General features: G+C 30.9%; 18 protein-coding genes. 5 read left to right on the top strand and 13 right to left on the bottom strand.

Going from position 1 to position 15,412, the window contains the following annotated elements; translation table 11 throughout:
- Positions 1-2: 2 nt before the first annotated feature.
- Entirely contained in the window at positions 3-926 is a 924-nt protein-coding gene (locus N534_RS0110025) for a dihydrodipicolinate synthase family protein (protein WP_028892361.1), read from the bottom strand.
- Positions 927-1,082: 156 nt separating this feature from the next.
- Here N534_RS0110025 and N534_RS0110030 point away from each other — a divergent pair, with 156 nt between their 5' ends.
- The gene (locus tag N534_RS0110030) at positions 1,083-1,925 is read left to right on the top strand and encodes an AraC family transcriptional regulator (RefSeq protein WP_028892362.1); all 843 of its coding nucleotides are present in this window, start codon (positions 1,083-1,085) and stop codon (positions 1,923-1,925) included.
- 100 nt (positions 1,926-2,025) lie between these two features.
- A complete protein-coding gene (locus N534_RS0110035) occupies positions 2,026-3,012 on the top strand; it encodes a type IX secretion system membrane protein PorP/SprF (protein ID WP_028892363.1) in 987 nt (328 codons plus the stop codon).
- On the opposite strand, the gene murI is transcribed toward N534_RS0110035, so the two are convergent.
- From murI to N534_RS0110075, 8 genes are all read right to left on the bottom strand, one after another.
- Positions 3,009-3,800: a glutamate racemase gene (gene murI, locus N534_RS0110040; protein ID WP_028892364.1), complete on the bottom strand. Its 792-nt coding sequence runs from the start codon at positions 3,798-3,800 to the stop codon at positions 3,009-3,011. The genes N534_RS0110035 and murI overlap by 4 nt on opposite strands.
- Positions 3,801-3,867: 67 nt before the next feature.
- Positions 3,868-4,377 (bottom strand): OmpH family outer membrane protein, encoded by a 510-nt coding sequence (locus tag N534_RS0110045; RefSeq protein ID WP_028892365.1) that lies wholly within the window; start codon positions 4,375-4,377, stop codon positions 3,868-3,870.
- Positions 4,378-4,414: 37 nt separating this feature from the next.
- Positions 4,415-5,218, bottom strand: a complete 804-nt coding sequence (locus N534_RS0110050; RefSeq protein ID WP_028892366.1) for an OmpH family outer membrane protein — start codon at positions 5,216-5,218, stop codon at positions 4,415-4,417.
- A gap of 61 nt (positions 5,219-5,279) precedes the next feature.
- A complete protein-coding gene (bamA, locus tag N534_RS0110055; RefSeq protein ID WP_028892367.1) occupies positions 5,280-7,823 on the bottom strand; it encodes an outer membrane protein assembly factor BamA in 2,544 nt (847 codons plus the stop codon).
- Positions 7,816-8,568: an isoprenyl transferase gene (locus tag N534_RS0110060; RefSeq protein ID WP_028892368.1), complete on the bottom strand. Its 753-nt coding sequence runs from the start codon at positions 8,566-8,568 to the stop codon at positions 7,816-7,818. The genes bamA and N534_RS0110060 overlap by 8 nt, the downstream gene beginning before the upstream one ends.
- A gap of 4 nt (positions 8,569-8,572) precedes the next feature.
- On the bottom strand, positions 8,573-9,253 hold the full coding sequence (locus tag N534_RS0110065; RefSeq protein WP_051435898.1) for a DUF6089 family protein: 681 nt from the start codon (positions 9,251-9,253) through the stop codon (positions 8,573-8,575).
- A gap of 104 nt (positions 9,254-9,357) precedes the next feature.
- The gene (locus N534_RS0110070) at positions 9,358-10,254 is read right to left on the bottom strand and encodes an NAD kinase (RefSeq protein WP_028892370.1); all 897 of its coding nucleotides are present in this window, start codon (positions 10,252-10,254) and stop codon (positions 9,358-9,360) included.
- Positions 10,255-10,276: 22 nt separating this feature from the next.
- Positions 10,277-10,936, bottom strand: coding sequence for a CBS domain-containing protein (locus N534_RS0110075; RefSeq protein ID WP_028892371.1), 660 nt, complete (start codon positions 10,934-10,936; stop codon positions 10,277-10,279).
- A gap of 59 nt (positions 10,937-10,995) precedes the next feature.
- Here N534_RS0110075 and N534_RS0110080 point away from each other — a divergent pair, with 59 nt between their 5' ends.
- Together N534_RS0110080 and N534_RS0110085 are read left to right on the top strand one after the other, a co-directional pair.
- Positions 10,996-11,709, top strand: a complete 714-nt coding sequence (locus tag N534_RS0110080) for a pyridoxine 5'-phosphate synthase (protein ID WP_028892372.1) — start codon at positions 10,996-10,998, stop codon at positions 11,707-11,709.
- 2 nt (positions 11,710-11,711) lie between these two features.
- A complete protein-coding gene (locus N534_RS0110085; RefSeq protein ID WP_028892373.1) occupies positions 11,712-12,482 on the top strand; it encodes an alpha/beta fold hydrolase in 771 nt (256 codons plus the stop codon).
- Here the strand turns inward: N534_RS0110085 and N534_RS0110090 are convergent, their stop codons facing one another.
- From N534_RS0110090 to N534_RS0110105, 4 genes are all read right to left on the bottom strand, one after another.
- Positions 12,483-12,926, bottom strand: a complete 444-nt coding sequence (locus N534_RS0110090; protein ID WP_038005906.1) for a redoxin domain-containing protein — start codon at positions 12,924-12,926, stop codon at positions 12,483-12,485. It lies immediately after the preceding gene.
- An 82-nt stretch (positions 12,927-13,008) separates the two neighbouring features.
- Entirely contained in the window at positions 13,009-13,587 is a 579-nt protein-coding gene (locus N534_RS0110095) for an NAD(P)H-dependent oxidoreductase (RefSeq protein WP_028892375.1), read from the bottom strand.
- 62 nt (positions 13,588-13,649) lie between these two features.
- Positions 13,650-14,234: a Crp/Fnr family transcriptional regulator gene (locus N534_RS0110100; RefSeq protein WP_028892376.1), complete on the bottom strand. Its 585-nt coding sequence runs from the start codon at positions 14,232-14,234 to the stop codon at positions 13,650-13,652.
- Positions 14,231-14,731 (bottom strand): hypothetical protein, encoded by a 501-nt coding sequence (locus N534_RS0110105; protein WP_028892377.1) that lies wholly within the window; start codon positions 14,729-14,731, stop codon positions 14,231-14,233. The genes N534_RS0110100 and N534_RS0110105 overlap by 4 nt, the downstream gene beginning before the upstream one ends.
- 219 nt (positions 14,732-14,950) lie before the next feature.
- On the opposite strand from N534_RS0110105, the gene N534_RS0110110 reads away from it, so the two are divergent.
- A complete protein-coding gene (locus N534_RS0110110; protein ID WP_028892378.1) occupies positions 14,951-15,298 on the top strand; it encodes a phage holin family protein in 348 nt (115 codons plus the stop codon).
- Positions 15,299-15,412 lie beyond the last annotated feature (114 nt).

The following is a 15,412-nucleotide window of genomic DNA, read 5'->3' on the forward strand; positions in this document are numbered from 1 at the left end:
AATTAGTAAGTAGCTAAAGCTTTATAATCAGGTAGTGTTGGTCTGTTTTTTAATCCAGTTTCTAATATATTTAAAACATGTTTACGTTCTTCACCTATTAAAGGTAATCGAGGAGCTCGTACATTTTCAGTTCCAATACCTGTAGCCACTTCAGCTAACTTAATATTTTGTACTAATTTAGGATTTATATCTAACTCTAACAATGGTAAAAACCAACGATAAATCTCTAATGCTTCTTGAATGCGACCTGCTTTTTGCAATTCATAAATTGCTACAGTTTCTTTTGGGAAAGCACAAACCAAACCAGCAATCCAACCATCAGCACCCATTAATAAGCTTTCCAAAGCTAAGGTATCAACACCTGTCATTATTTTTAATCGATTACCAAATCGATTTTTAATTCTTGTAACGTTTGAAATATCTCGGGTTGATTCTTTTACAGCTTCAATATTGTCACACTTCAAAAGCTCATCGAACATATCTAATGTAATTTCAATCTTATAATCTACAGGATTATTGTATACCATAATTGGTAGTGATGAATTGTTAGCTACTGCTTTAAAATATTCAACAGTTTCTCTATCTCCTGCTTTATAGCGCATAGGAGGAAGCATCATCAAACCTTTAGCACCATCTTCTTCCGCTTTTTGAGCAGCTTCAATAGCTCCTTTGGTAGTTTGTTCAGCAATATTTATTAAAACAGGAACTTGATTGTTAACTAAGTTAACGGTTGTTCTAGTTAGTGTTCTTTTTTCATCATCAGATAATGTACTGGCTTCCCCTAGAGTGCCTCCTAAAACAATTCCATGCACGCCTGCTTCCAATTGTGCTTTAATGTTTACTTCAAACATATTTAAGTCTAAAGTATCATCATTTGTAAACTTTGTAGTAACCGCTGGCATTACACCTTTCCAATTTATACTCATTGTGATATTGTTTTTTCATTACAAAGTTATGTGTAAGATAAAGAGAGTTTTAACTTGAAATTACCATATAATAATACTATATTAACCTATACAATGTATTTGTTTTATTATATTAATAGTATTTGCATATTTTTGAATAAGAATAGCAATTTATCAATGAAAGTTTTACCCTTTAAAATACCAAAAACTCAAAACATTGGACTAATTTATCAAGAAGATAGAGAGAAGTATTTTTATGATAAGTTCCATCAACATGAAGAAATTCAGTTATGTGTTATTGTAAAAGGAGAAGGAACGTTAATTGTAGGTGATACAATTAACAAATATTCATCGGGAGATGTTCTAGTTATAGGAAGTAACTTGCCACATGTTTTTAAAAGCGATGCTTCTGTTATAAAAGAATCTTTCATGATTTCATTATTCTTTACAAAGAGTTCTTTTGGGAAAGACTTTTTTTTATTGGATGACTTTAAAGAGTTAATCACTTTTTTTGAAAAATCAATATCAGGATTTAAACTTGTTGAAAATAGAAGTGAAGTGATGAAGATATTTTTAGGTTTACAAAAATCTACGAATCTTAATCGATTTATAGGGCTGCTTGAAGTTTTAAAAATAGTAGTAAACTCAAAAACAACTGAGCTAGCAAGTTTTGTATATCCAAGGAGATACACAGATAATGAAGGAAAGAGAATGCGTAATGTTATGGACTTTACAATGAATAATTTTGATAAAAATATTGATTTGTACGAGATTGCAGAAAAGGCTAACATGACTCCCAATGCTTTTTGTAGATATTTTAAACAACGAACAAATAAAACCTACTTTACTTTTTTAAATGAATTACGAATTGAAAATGCGTGTAAGCGATTGAGTTCGGATAAAAGTATTGGAATTAGTGAAATAGCTTATCAGTGTGGTTTCAATAATCTTTCTAATTTTAATAGGAAGTTTAAAGAGGTAAAAAACATGAATCCTTCAAAGTTTAGAAAGAATAATTGATAAAAATTGCCCTTTAACAATATATAATAATCTTAATTTTCAAAAATTAACACAAATTTTTAAATCTCTTAACTATATTTGAAATCTTTATTGTCAAGTTATGTTTATTAGAAAAAGAATTACTTATTTAACACTATTAGTATCATTTACTTATACTGGAGTTTTTGCACAAGAGACTTTACCTATTTATGCTGATTATTTATCAGATAATGTATATTTATTGCATCCTGCAGCTGCAGGAATTGGAGATTGCGGTAAAATACGATTAACAGCACGACAACAATGGTTAGGGGTAGATGATGCTCCTGCTTTGCAAACAGCGAGTTTTCACACAAAATTAGGTGAGTACTCAAATACTGGATTAGGAGTAATTCTCTTTAACGATAAAAATGGGTATCATTCACAAAAAGGAATTCAAGGTACCTATGCGTATCATATAGATATGGGGAATGAAAATCTTTTTAATCAGTTATCTTTTGGGTTATCTTTTTCTGTAGTTCAGAATGAGAGAGACCAAAGAACCTTTGTAAATGACCCTGCTGTAAGTCAGGTTATAGAAAGTGATTTCTATTTTAATGCTGATTTTGGTATGGCGTATCATAAAAATGGACTATCATCTTATTTCACTATAAAGAATATCTTTTTATCAGCAAAAAATAACTTAAACTCAAATTTTGAATCACCAAATCTTAGAAATTATATTTTAGGAGGAGGTTATTTTTTTGGCGATAGAGAAAAGTTACAATTTGAGCCATCTTTTATGTTTCAATTTAAAGAACAAACTCAAGAAAAAATAGGAGATATAAATTTTAAAGTATACAAAACATTAGATAATATGCAGTTGTGGGCGGCATTATCCTATAGAAGAAGTTTTGATAGTAGTGTTTTTGGAAATTCTCAATACATTACACCAATTGCAGGAGTAAATTATAAAAATTGGATGTTTGCTTATACGTATACTCAACAAACAGGAGATATAGTGTTTTCTAATGGAGGGTTTCACCAATTATCTTTAGGAGTAAATCTTTTCTGTACAAAAAGAAGGGCAGCAGCTTGTCCAAATATTAACGGAAGTTTTACCTACTAAAAATCTAAAAAATCAATTTTACAATTTTTATAATCTTTAAGAATGTTTTCTAAAACAGACTTATCCTTGTTTATATAGAATACATTTGATGATTTATTAGCGATATCATTAACAAGGTTTTGTTGTGATAGTACATTTTTAACCTGTTTAGCAACAGCTTCACCTGAATCTATAATTTGAACATTATCACCAGTTATTTTTCGTATTTGAGGAAGTAAATATGGATAATGTGTGCAACCTAAAACAATATAGTCACATTTTTTTTCTAACATAGGATGTATGTATTTCTTAAGCAAAGAAGTCATTTCTTCGGAATACATCTTGCCATTTTCAATTAATTCTACTAAACCTTCACCAACTTGTTCAACAATAGTAATTTCATCACTCAAATTAGACGTAGTTTTTTCAAATAAAGCACTGTTTAGTGTTCCTTTTGTGGCCAATATGCCAACAGTACCAGTTTTAGTTTTTAAAGAAGCAGGTTTTATAGCGGGCTCTATACCTATGAATGGAATATCATAATTAGCTCTCAATTGTTGAATAGCATTGGTTGTAGCAGTATTACAAGCAACTACAATAATTTTGGCACCTTTATCTATTAAGAATTTAGTGTTTTTTATAGATAAATCAACTATCTCTTGTGTTGATTTTTGGCCATAAGGAGCATTTTTACTATCAGATAGGTAAATAGTATCTTCATTGGGTAAAAGTTGGTGAATCTCTTTCCAAATAGAAGTTCCTCCTATACCAGAGTCAAAAATACCGATAGGGTGTTGTTTGCTTTTCATAAGTATAACAAAAATAAAAATCCTGCTGTTTTCAGCAGGATTTTTATATAAAATATTTTGTTATTTATTAGAAACCTAATTTAGCTTTTACTGCATCATAGATGTCTTCTCCTTTTTCGTAAACGATTAACCCTTTACCAGGAGCAGCATCAAAAACATAGATAATTCCTTTTTCAGCAGCTACAGCCTTAATAGCATCTTCAGCTTTTTGTAAGATAGGAATAGTTTTCTCTTGATATTTCTTTTGCATTTCTTGACCTGCAGTTTGCTCAGCTTGACTAATTTTTAATCTGTCTTGTTGAACTTCAACAGCTCTTTTTTGGTTTACTTCTTGAGTTTGACTCTTACCTTCAGCTTCGTATTTTTTCATCTTAGCCTCTAGCTTTTTGTACATAGATTCAATGTCGTCACGGTAAGTTTTATTTAGCTTTTCTAACTCTGCTTTCATAGCTTTTGTTGCAGGCATTTCAGCTAATAATTTATCTGTGTTAATATGTGCAGTTTTTTGCGCATTTGCCACACCACCTAATCCAACAGTAAAAATTGCAACTAATAATAACGTTTTTAAATGTTTCATCTTTGTTTTAATTTAATTAATGTTCTTTATTCTTGATTTATTTGTTTTCTTCAGCTTCTTGTTCTTTTTTCTTTTTTGCTTCTTCTTGAGCCTTTAATAAGGCAGCTCTTTTTTCTTGTAATAATTTTCTTTTATCTGCTCTTTCTTTTAAACGTTGTTGTCTTTTTTCTTCAATTAGTTTAATTTTAGCAAGTCTATCCTCTTCTTTCTTTTTACGAAGATCGTCCCTTTGTTGTATTTTTTCTTTTTGTTCATCACTTAAATTGTCATTTTTAAGTAATTCTTTTTTAGCTTCAATTTTATCTTTTTTAGCTTGTCTTTTCTGATCAATACTAATCATTTGTACAACAAGGTCGCTAATATCGTGTTTTTTGTTGGAATACAACATAACCAATTCACTTGATTTGTCGAAAACAAAATCATATTGTTTTCGTGAAGCTATTGTTTGTACTGCATTGTATACTTGATCTTGTACAGGTTTAACTAATTGTTTTCTTAAGTTGTACATATCTCCATTAGGACCAAAGTATAAAGACTCTAACCTTCTTAGAGATTCTTGTTTAATAGTTATATCTTCTTCACGTTCTTCAATTAATTCTTTTGTCAGAATTGCTTTTTCGTTAGAAAGATCTGTTTTTAAAACCTCAATAGCACGAGCTTCTTTGTCTAACTTTGTTTTCCATTTTTCAACTTTAGCATCTAATGCGTTTTGTGCATCTAAATATTCTGGAATATTTTGAAGAATATATTCCATGTCAATGTATGCAATACGTTGATTTTTTTGGGCAACAGTTATACTTGTAATAAGTAAAAGAACGAGTGATAAAATATTTTTTTTCATCTTGTATAATGTGTTTAGAAAAAACCGTGCCAAAACCCAGACACATTATAAATCTGCGGTTTTAGAACTGTCTTCCAATTATAAAATGCGTTTGCCAACCTGATTTTTCAGTTAAACCTGGTAACGGATCGAATCCATGTGCGAAATCGATACCTAATAAACCAAATGCAGGCATAAATATACGAACACCTACTCCAGCTGAACGTTTTAATTTAAACGGATTAAAAGTACTAAAATTGTCATAAGAATTACCAGCTTCTAAAAATCCTAAAGTATAAATAGATGCTGAGGGTTTGTCAGTTATAGAATAACGTAACTCTAATTGAAATTTATTGTAAATTGAACCTCCGTCTAAAGAAGAGATTCGGTTATTTTCATAGCCTCTTAAACCAATTGTTTCACGACCATCTAATTGACCTTGAGCAATACCATCTCCACCAACAAAATACCTCTCAACAGGAGTTAATCCTAATTCATTGTTATACTTTCCTAAGTATCCCATTTCAAAATTAGACATTAAAACTAATTTATTAGCTAGGGATGTATACCATTTTCCTTTAGCAGAAATCTTGTAGTATTCTAACCATTTATATTTATCTGCTAAATATGCTTGTCTTTGGTCTAATGTAGGGTTTTCTGGCTCGGTATAGTCTTTTTTATTAACTAAAGAGTAAGGAAAAGTAGCTTTAGCACGTAAAGTAAACTCTGAACCATAGGTAGGGAAAATTAAACTTGGACCAGCAGAGTTACGGCTTAATGCAACACTATAGGCTAAGTTGTTTAAATCTCCTTGACTAAGTATATCATTTGACGATCCTACACGATAACCATAATTTTGTAGTTCTATTCTTTGGTAACTAATGTTTTGAGAAAGAGAAAAGTAGTCATCAGGCCACTTTAAGCGCTTTCCTAAACCTATAGAGGCTCCTATAATACTTAAACTTTCATTTTTATTTACATCATATGTTGTGTAATCAAAACGATATTGGTTTGATAAATATACAGAGAAAGATAATGATTGAGGTGTTTTACCTCCTAACCAAGGCTCAGTAAAAGAGAAACTATAAGTGTTGTATGTTCTACTTGCTTGTAAACGTAAAGATAAACTTTGTCCATCTCCCATAGGTAATGGTTTGTAAGCTTCTTTATTAAATATGTTTCTAAAAGAGAAGTTGTTAAAAGAAAGGCCTAAAGTACCAATGAAAGATCCTCCACCATATCCTCCTTGAAGCTCAATTTGACTTCCTCCTTTTTCAACAACTGAAAATTCGATATCAGCAGTTTTATTTTGATAATCAGGCTTTACATCAGGACTTACGTTAGTGTCGAAGAACCCTAACTGTCCGATTTCTCGAATAGAACGAATAATATTTTCACGACTAAATAAATCTCCTGGTTTTACACGTAGTTCTCTAAAAATTACATGATCATTTGTTTTTTCATTACCACTAACAGTAACTCTTTTAATTGTTGCAGGATCATCTTCTCTAATACGAACCTCAACAGTAATTGAGTCATTTTTTACTTTAGTTTCAATGGCGTTAATTTGAGAAAATAAATACCCACTATTGTGATATAAAGTTTGAATATCTTGAGAGTTAGGAGTTCCATCACCAGAAATACGTTCTTTTAATACTTTTCCGTTGTAAATATCTCCTTTTTCAATTCGTAATAAATTACTTAATTGCTCGTCAGTGTATTTTTTGTTTCCTATGAAAAGAATTTCATCAAATCGGTATTGACGACCTTCTTCTAAATCAATTTCTATATTAATTGTATTATCATCATTCCACACAACTTTATCTGATAAGATACGAGCGTCTCTATATCCATTTTCACTATATTTTTCAAGAATGCTTTCTAAGTCAGTTTTATAGTCGTCTAGTATGTATTTTGAAGCTTTCCAGAAACGTCCTAAAAGTTTACGTTTCGTGTTTTTCATCGCTTTACGTAAAGTAGCATCGGACATGGCCTTATTTCCAGTAAAGTTGATGTTTTTAATTTTTACTCGGTCACCCTTGTCAATAAAAACAGCCATACTTACGGTATTTACATCAGAAGTGTCTCTTTTAGTATCTAAAGAAACTTTTGTTTTAAGAAAACCTTTGTCAGTGTATTTTTTCTTTATAAAATTTCGTGTGGTTACGATAAGGTTATCAGTAACCATAGTTCCTTTTTTAAGATCAGTTTCCTTTTTTAGTTCTTTAGCTTTGGAATTACTAATGCCAGAAAAGGTAACATCAGTTAATTGAGGTAATTCAGTTACATCGAATTGTAGGTAAACAGTTTCGCCGTCACGCTTAGATAAGTATACATCTACTTCACTAAATTGTTTACTTTCATATAGTTTTTTAATGGCACTTGTAAGTTTATCTCCAGGTAATTTAATAGTTTGCCCTTCTGTAAGTCCAGTATAAACTTTTACGGTTTGCTCACTAAATTTTTGTAAACCTGTTACAGTTATACCTCCTAAAATATACTCTTTTCCTTTTTCGTAGGATATAATATTGGTAGCAATGCTATCTTTTGGTGTTACGTCTTGTGCTTGTGTGCTCACCGTTAAAAAGGTGATAAAAAATACTAGTAAATACGAATATTTATTCATTGGTTTCAATCTGTTCACTGGTTTTTCCAAATCTTCTTTCTCTATTTTGATAATCAATTATTGCATCATAAAGATGTTCTTTTCTGTAGTCAGGCCATAATACATCTGTAAAATACAATTCAGCATAAGCCATTTGCCAAAGTAAATAATTGCTTATTCTTTGTTCCCCACTTGTACGTATCATTAAATCAACGTCGGGCAAATTAAACGTATATAAATGATTATTTATAATTTTATCGTTAATTTTTTCAATTTCTATCTCGTTATTAACAACTTTTTTGGTTATGTTTTTGATAGCGTTAACAATTTCCTCCCTTGAACCATAGCTTAAAGCAAAGGTTAATGTAATTTTGGTGTTGTTTTTTGTAGCGTCGATAACATTAGCTAATACTTTTTGAGCATTTTTAGGTAAACTGGTTAAATTACCAATAGCATTTATCTTTACATTTTTACGTTGAAATTCAGGAAGTTCTTTTTTTAAGGTAGTAACCAAGAGGCTCATTAAAGCATCTACTTCTAGTTTTGGTCGATTCCAGTTTTCAGTTGAAAAAGCATAAAGAGTTAAGTATTCTACTCCTAATTCTGAGGCAGTATCTGCAGTTTCTCTAATAGCTGTTAATGCATTTCGATGACCAAAAACACGTTGCATTCCTTTACTTTTAGCCCATCTACCATTGCCATCCATAATAATAGCAATGTGGTTAGGTACATTTTGTAAATCAATACGATGTAGTTTTTCTTTCATATAATTAGTCCGCTATTCCGCCAAAACAAGGTGGTCTTCCGAAGGTGTAAACAATAGAAATTCCTGAAAAAGTATACCAGTCATTTCCATTTCCACCAAAGTCTAGTGAGTTTATTTTATCTGTTGTGTAATCTAAATCATCTTCAAATGTAAAACGTATACCAGTTTCAAAAGCAATAGCAAAGTTATCTGCTAGTCTTCCTTTTAAACCAATACCCACAGGTAAAGTATATGAGAATTTATTTTTTAATGAAATAGTATTGTTTGAGATTTGAGAGTCTGGACTTTTATAGTTAAAAGCTGCGATTTCAGCTAAAATATAAGGGGTGAAAGTGGTTCTGTAATCACTAATATTATAATCGAAAAAGTTAAATTCTACACCAGCAGCAAATTCATGTATGTTATTTGAAAAGCTGTATCCTCTGTTTTGACGAGAAGGGTTGCTAGCGTCTGCATCATCACCAGAAACAGGAATATATGTATATGTACCTCTTAAAGCAATTCTAGGATTTAAATTGTACTTATAAATAATACCCCCCGCGAATTTATTTGGGTATATATAGTTTGTGCTTCCTATATCTCCCACATAATTAGAGCCACCGGCAAATATTCCGATTTCATGAATTTGTGATTGTAAAGGTGCAACTAAACAAACAAATAATATTGATAAAATAAGTCCTCTCATTGTAAAATAGCGTGCAAATATAGGGAATTGAATTTGCTTTAAAAAGTTAATAATCCGTCTTTTTGATTAACTTTTTTTTTGTGAATTTATTGTAATTGTATAAGTTATAAAGCTTCATTTCTTGTGTCTTCTCCCCATAAAAGTTTACCGCGTAAGGTTTTTAAATGGGATTGGTTTTTAGGTAAAATGCTTTTTATGGTAAATGGGGCTTTCTTAATTTTTATCTTGGTTTCTTGTGAAACCGTTGCAATACGTGAGTCTAAAGAGATTAAAAAATCTTTTTCACGGGCACTTACTTCAAGGTGTATTTCAGTGTCATCAGGGATAACCATCGGACGAGCATTCAAGTTATGTGGTGCAATAGGAGTAATAACAAAGCTTTTTGAGTTTGGTAAAATTACAGGGCCATCGCAACTTAATGAATATCCTGTTGAACCCGTTGGTGTTGCTATGATTAATCCATCTGCCCAATAATTGGTTAAATATTCTTGATTTAAAAAAGTTTTAATTCCTATCATCGAAGTAGTGTTTCTTCTTGCAATTGTTACTTCATTTAAAGCAAAGTTGAGTTCAGAAAAATCTTCGGTATTAGGAAATGTTTCTATTTGTAATAAAGAACGTTCTTGAAGTGTGTATTCTTTTTTAAGTACTAAATCAATAGCTTCTTCAATTTGATCTTTTTGAATGGTTGCTAAGAAACCTAAACGCCCAGTATTAATCCCCATAATAGGAATATTCAAATCACGTATGTAAGTAACGGCTCTTAAAATAGTACCATCTCCTCCAATAGTGAACATCACATCAAAAGTATTTGATAAATCATTAAAATGTGTATAGGTAGGGTACTTTTTGTTTAGTGAATCATTTTCAACAAATAAATCGTAAAACTGTTGCTCAAAAAAAGCAACGATGTTGTGTTTCTCTAAAACATCTAAAAGAATTTTAACTTCTTTTTCTGCTAGTGTAGTATAAGCTTGTCCGTAAATAGCTACTTTTTTCACTTGTAAAATATTTTTTTAGAAATTACATATCTAGATATTTTCTTAAATAGGCAGCTCTATGCTTAAGCTCTTCTAGATAAAAATCGTCTTCATGTTGTGTGATAACGTTGTAGTCGTATCGGCGAAACGTTTGAATAATTTCATTAATTTCTTCAGAAACAATTCTAAGGGTAACTTCTATATTGTCTATGTTTTCAGATGAAATATAAGCCCCTAAGAGTTTTCCGTTATTGGTTTCTACAATTTGAGTTATTTGACTCATAGAATAGTCACTCTTAGGTTTGTCTATTATTAAAGTTTGACTTTCATTATGTATAAAAGGGCTGTTGGCAAAAGCATCTAAAATATCACTTAGTTCATAATACCCAACATAGTTCAAGTTTTTATCTAAAACAGGGATTAAATTAGAGTCGTTATCCGCAAACAAAGCGATTAAATCAAGTAACGTAGCTTTTTCATTCGTGTAAAAGTGATCAAACATGTAAGTGTACTCGTTAAGTGTACGGTTTTTATTTTCAATAGTTTGAATATCACTTTCAGGTAAACAACCAATTAACTTACCATCTTCCACAACTGGAATATGTGTTATAGGTAAGTCTTTACATACTTGTTGAGCACTTTTTACAGAGCTGTTTAATGTAAGTGCTTTAATCTCTTTTAGTATAAAATCATTGATTTTCATTACTACGAATATAGTTTAAAATGTTGGAATGCGTTACCTTTGTGGTCTAATTTTACAACATGACAAAATTAAGTGTTAATATTAATAAAATAGCTACACTTCGTAATTCTAGAGGAGGAAATGTGCCAGATTTATTGAAAGTAGCAACCGATATTCAGGAGTTCGGAGCTGAAGGAATTACCATACACCCAAGACCCGATGAGCGTCATATTCGTTATCAAGATGCATACGATTTAAAACCGTTGGTTACTACTGAATATAATATCGAAGGAAACCCTATTGATAAGTTTATGCAAATGGTGTTAGAGATAAAGCCAACGCAAGTAACTTTGGTTCCTGATGGTGTAGATCAGCTTACATCAAATGCTGGCTGGGATACGATAGTACATCAATCTTATTTACAAGAAGTAATTGCTGAGTTTAAAAATGCTGGAATTCGCACATCTATTTTTATTGATACAGATTTAAAATTGATTGAAGCTGCAGCGAAAACAGGAGCCGATAGAGTTGAGTTATATACAGAGGAGTTTGCTGTTCAATATGAAAAAGGCAATACAAATGGTGTAAAACCATATACAGAAGCAGCAATTTTAGCACATGAATTAGGTTTAGGTGTTAATGCAGGACATGATTTAAGTTTAGATAATATCCAATTTTTTAAACAAAACATTCCTCATTTGGCTGAAGTGTCAATAGGACATGCGTTGATTTCAGAAAGCTTGTATTTAGGTTTACAAAATGTTGTAAATATGTATTTACACCGTTTGCAATAAGTATGGAGGTATTACATTCTAAAATAATTGGAGAAGGAAAACCGTTGTTGATTTTACACGGATACTTTGGTATGGGAGATAATTGGAAATCGCATGCCAATAAATTTGCAGAAGACGGTTATGAAGTACATTTGATAGATCAACGAAATCATGGACGAAGCTTTCATACAGACGCTTTTGACTACGAATTATTGGTAGGTGATTTATACAATTACATTCAGTATCATAATTTAGAAAAAGTAGATTTGTTAGGGCATTCTATGGGAGGAAAAACAGTAATGTTATTTGCTACGGAATATCCAGAATTGGTTAACAAATTAATTGTTGCCGATATTTCTCCGAGAATGTATCCACCACATCACCATGATATTTTAGCTGCATTAAACTCAATAGATTTTAATATTCAAAATTCTCGAACATTAGTTGATGAAAAATTAGCTGAATTGATTTCAGAAGTAGGAATTCGTCAATTTTTGTTGAAAAATGTTTATAGAAAAACAAAAGATAAACTAGCTTTTCGTTTCAATTTAAAATCATTAACAGAAAACAATAATGAGGTTGGTGTGGCATTGCCTTCATTCACGGTTTTTGAAGGTGAAACACTGTTTTTAAGAGGAGCAAACTCAGGATATATTTCGAAAGAAGATGAACCTTTAATACATGCGCACTTTCCAAATTCAGAAATTAAAACGATAGCAAATGCAGGGCATTGGTTGCATGCAGAAAACCCAACAGATTTTTATAAAGAAGCAATTCAGTTTCTTGTTAAATAATTATTGTTCAGTTAAGTTTTCTAAAGCATAATACAATCTGTTTTGCGCATTGTCTTGTGAACCAAAAATAGAACGATAAACTTCACCTTTTGAGGTTAGTAATATCCATTGTGGAGTTCCTTCCGAATTAAAAAAATCGTACATTTTATGATCTTTATCAATGTAAATAGGGAAAGGAAGCTCCTTGATGGTGAAAATACTTAGGATATCTTCTTTAGAAACATCGTTACTCGTAAAGTTGCTATGAATACCTATGATTTCAATGTTTTTGTAGTCTTGCTTAAACTGATAAGCAAGTGGTATGGCTCTACCAGTGCACCCTAAGCAAGCATTGTTATAAAACAAAAGAAGAATGGGTTTGTTAGGGTATTTCTCTAATAAATCGATTTCGTTGTTTTTAAAATCAGTAACTTTTATAGAAGTGATAATGTTGCTAGTATCCATGAGGTAAAGTTTTAGCAAAAATATTTAAAAAAGAGATAAGTTTAGACAAGACTACAAGCTAAAAATTTAGCTTGTAGTTTAGTTATTGTAAGTTTTTACCTAAAGTGTATGTTTTTTCTAGCCATTTATTTCGCTGCTCAGGAGTTGAGCTTTTAATTACGGATAAAAAAGTGGTTTTTACAGGTGTAATGCCGCAAAACTCCAGCGTTCCTTTTTTAAATTGTCTAATAGCGGGTCTCTTCATGAATAAGTAGTCATACCAGTTAGGAGTGTCAGAGGTTATGATAAGTCGAGAGGTTTTGCCTTTTAAAAGTTTTTCAGGAAATGGTTTTCCTTTAATGGGTTGAAAAGTAATTCCAGGTAAAAAAGTTCTGTCAATAAAACCTTTCATTATTGCGGGGTAACCTGCCCACCAAACAGGAAAAACCCAAACAATATGATCTGCTTTTTTAATTTTAGCTAAAGCTTCTTGCAAATCAGGTTCAAGTTCAGTTCTTTTTCGGTAACCGAATTTAAGATTCGGATTAAAGTTTAAGTCAGTAATAGTAATTTCTTCAATAGTAGCATCGGTTTCCAAAGCACCTTTTTTGTAGGAAGCTGCTAGTGCGTGGTTAAAACTTTCTTTATCTGGGTGTCCGTTTATTAATAAAATATGCTTCATAATATGTTTGTGATTATAAAGCAAAGTTCGGTTGGTTTTACAAGCTTAAAAAGGACAATTGTCTAATAAAAAACCGATTTTCTAATTCGGCTCAAATGTCGTTGAGTGATTCCTAAGTAAGAAGCAAGGTACTGTAGTGGTATGGTTTGTAAATAACTAGGGTGTGTTTCTAGTAGTTTTTTATAACGGTTTTCAGCACTTTCATTTTGTAACACAAAAATCCTATTCTCTAGATTTATATACTCTTGCTCAGCAAATATTTTAAAAAGACGTAACCAATTAGTACTTGAATTTTCTAGAGCAACAAATTGTTCTTTGGTAATGCTGTATAGCTCAGCATCGGTTAATGCTTGAATATTCTCGTTAGTTTTTGTTTGAGAGATAAACGATGAGTATGCAGTAACAAATGAGTTTTCTGATAACAAACAATAGGTAGCTTCTTTTTCGTCAGACGAATGATAAAACGACCTGAAAATACCTGAAGCTATAAAAGCAACTTCTTTACAAGTGTTTCCTTCTTGTATGAAAAAATCACCTTTGTTAAGTTTTTTATAACTGACTAACTTTATAAAATTGTCTATTTCTTCTTCAGTAAGAATATTATAGGAGGCTAAGTGTTTTTTGAGTGTTTTGAGCTGGTTTGTCATCTAGAAAAATTAGATTGTTTCATTTCGTTTTCTATATATTCTTTTAAAAAATCAGCTAATCTTTCAATTATGGTTAAGCTAATAGTTAAAGAGTCCTTTTCAAATGAATATCTGTAATCGATAAATGCATTTTTAATATCAAATAGGTCTTGTCTGAAGTTAGAGTTATATTTTTCTAAATATAAACTAGTTAGATTGTTTTGATCTTTAGGTTTTAATCTGTTAAATATCAAGTCAAGTTCATGTCCCTTGGTTGTTTCAAGTTTTCTTTCAAGAATTGGTGTGTCAAAATCAGTACTGCCTTTTTTTGAGATTGTAGTTTTAGTATTCAATGACTTTAGATATAACTCTATAGAGAAAGATAAGTTCATGATTTTAGGTTCAATGAAGCTATGATGAACTATTTTTGATGTCTCGTAAAATTTGTTTGCGGTTAAATATATTAGAGGGTCAACCCCTTCAATAATTTGATCTCCTTGCCATTCTAATTTTTCCATACTTATAAGTAATGTGATAAATGAAGTTTGAAAGTATCCTTAGCTAACGAATTTAAAGTAAATCTCTCAAAAACTAAAACAAAGTTTTTAAATCTGCCAAAACTGCAGGTTTTTGCTTTTGGTATGGTTGTGGTAAAGTGTAGGAAGTGTTACGAATTAATAGTTTCAGTTAAAAATGAGTAAATTTATAATTCATAACCAATTAAATTAAAAAGAAAAATGAAAACATTTTTAAAAGTATTGTTAACAGCATTGGTGGTAATTGTATTGGCAAATATTTTACCAGGAGTAACCGTAGCAAGCTATACAACTGCAGTAATTGTAGCGGTAGTAATTGCGTTGTTAAATTTATTTGTGCGTCCGTTACTAGTGTTTTTTACACTGCCAGCAACCATCGTTACATTAGGGTTATTCTTGTTTGTAATTAATGCAGTAATTATATTATTGGCAGATAAACTAGTGTCAGGATTTGCAGTTAGCGGATTTTTTACAGCGCTCTTGTTCAGTGTATTGCTGTCAATTTTTAGATCGTTAATGTTTTCGCTATTAAAAGAAGGAGACGAATAAGTAACCTAACACAGTAAAAACTAGAAAATAAGGGTGATGAAAAAGTAGATATTTTTATGTTTAAAAGTATTGGTTATCAATAAATAAAGTAGTAATTTTGCACCCGATTTTTTA

Source organism: Tenacibaculum sp. 47A_GOM-205m, from assembly GCF_000518405.1.
Taxonomy (GTDB): domain Bacteria; phylum Bacteroidota; class Bacteroidia; order Flavobacteriales; family Flavobacteriaceae; genus Polaribacter; species Polaribacter lutimaris.

Excerpts from the sequence above, each read along its gene's own strand:
- N534_RS0110025 (WP_028892361.1), bottom strand. The coding sequence starts at position 926 with ATGAGTATAAATTGGAAAGGTGTAATGCCAGCGGTTACTACAAAGTTT.
- murI (WP_028892364.1), bottom strand. The coding sequence starts at position 3,800 with ATGAAAAGCAAACAACACCCTATCGGTATTTTTGACTCTGGTATAGGA.
- N534_RS0110095 (WP_028892375.1), bottom strand. The coding sequence starts at position 13,587 with ATGAAGCATATTTTATTAATAAACGGACACCCAGATAAAGAAAGTTTT.
- N534_RS0110045 (WP_028892365.1), bottom strand. The coding sequence starts at position 4,377 with ATGAAACATTTAAAAACGTTATTATTAGTTGCAATTTTTACTGTTGGA.
- N534_RS0110065 (WP_051435898.1), bottom strand. The coding sequence starts at position 9,253 with ATGAGAGGACTTATTTTATCAATATTATTTGTTTGTTTAGTTGCACCT.
- N534_RS0110105 (WP_028892377.1), bottom strand. The coding sequence starts at position 14,731 with ATGGAAAAATTAGAATGGCAAGGAGATCAAATTATTGAAGGGGTTGAC.
- N534_RS0110035 (WP_028892363.1), top strand. The coding sequence starts at position 2,026 with ATGTTTATTAGAAAAAGAATTACTTATTTAACACTATTAGTATCATTT.
- N534_RS0110080 (WP_028892372.1), top strand. The coding sequence starts at position 10,996 with ATGACAAAATTAAGTGTTAATATTAATAAAATAGCTACACTTCGTAAT.
- N534_RS0110085 (WP_028892373.1), top strand. The coding sequence starts at position 11,712 with ATGGAGGTATTACATTCTAAAATAATTGGAGAAGGAAAACCGTTGTTG.
- N534_RS0110090 (WP_038005906.1), bottom strand. The coding sequence starts at position 12,926 with ATGGATACTAGCAACATTATCACTTCTATAAAAGTTACTGATTTTAAA.
- N534_RS0110100 (WP_028892376.1), bottom strand. The coding sequence starts at position 14,234 with ATGACAAACCAGCTCAAAACACTCAAAAAACACTTAGCCTCCTATAAT.
- N534_RS0110110 (WP_028892378.1), top strand. The coding sequence starts at position 14,951 with ATGAAAACATTTTTAAAAGTATTGTTAACAGCATTGGTGGTAATTGTA.
- N534_RS0110050 (WP_028892366.1), bottom strand. The coding sequence starts at position 5,218 with ATGAAAAAAAATATTTTATCACTCGTTCTTTTACTTATTACAAGTATA.
- N534_RS0110030 (WP_028892362.1), top strand. The coding sequence starts at position 1,083 with ATGAAAGTTTTACCCTTTAAAATACCAAAAACTCAAAACATTGGACTA.
- N534_RS0110060 (WP_028892368.1), bottom strand. The coding sequence starts at position 8,568 with ATGAAAGAAAAACTACATCGTATTGATTTACAAAATGTACCTAACCAC.
- bamA (WP_028892367.1), bottom strand. The coding sequence starts at position 7,823 with ATGAATAAATATTCGTATTTACTAGTATTTTTTATCACCTTTTTAACG.
- N534_RS0110075 (WP_028892371.1), bottom strand. The coding sequence starts at position 10,936 with ATGAAAATCAATGATTTTATACTAAAAGAGATTAAAGCACTTACATTA.